This is a genomic window from Stenotrophomonas sp. GbtcB23 (genome assembly GCF_019091045.1).
Classification (GTDB): Bacteria; Pseudomonadota; Gammaproteobacteria; order Xanthomonadales; family Xanthomonadaceae; genus Stenotrophomonas; species Stenotrophomonas rhizophila_A.
On record NZ_JAGXKC010000238.1, the window covers coordinates 1 to 385 of the forward strand.

At 62.1% G+C, this 385-nt stretch carries 1 protein-coding gene; it reads left to right on the top strand.

Annotated elements, in window-relative coordinates; genetic code table 11:
• Positions 1-39: 39 nt before the first annotated feature.
• On the top strand, positions 40-385 hold a 346-nt coding region (locus KVS69_RS18940), incomplete at its 3' end, for an efflux RND transporter periplasmic adaptor subunit (protein WP_254622291.1).

Genomic DNA, 385 nt, shown 5'->3' on the forward strand with positions numbered 1-385 from the left:
ATGGATATGAAGTTGCTGCCCTAATACGCAGATGAGGCCATGGGCGGCGGAACGCAGATCAATCCGCGCCTGCAGCAGAACGTGGGCATACGCACTCAGGAAGTGACGGTAGAGTCACTAGGGACTGCTGTACGCGTGCCGGGCACACTGACGTGGGATCTGACCCAGGATACCGAGGTCAGTGCGCGCACGGAAGGCTTGATCACCCACGTGCAGGTAAAGGCGCCGTTTACCGAGGTTCGTCGTGGTCAAGCGCTGGCCACCGTGCAGGCCCCGGCATGGAACGCGGCCATCGCCGAAGCACATACCCTGAGCCAAGCTCAGTCCGCGAGCGCGCGTGAGCTACAGGGTGCCGCGCAACAACGGTTGCGTTCGTTGGGTGTTC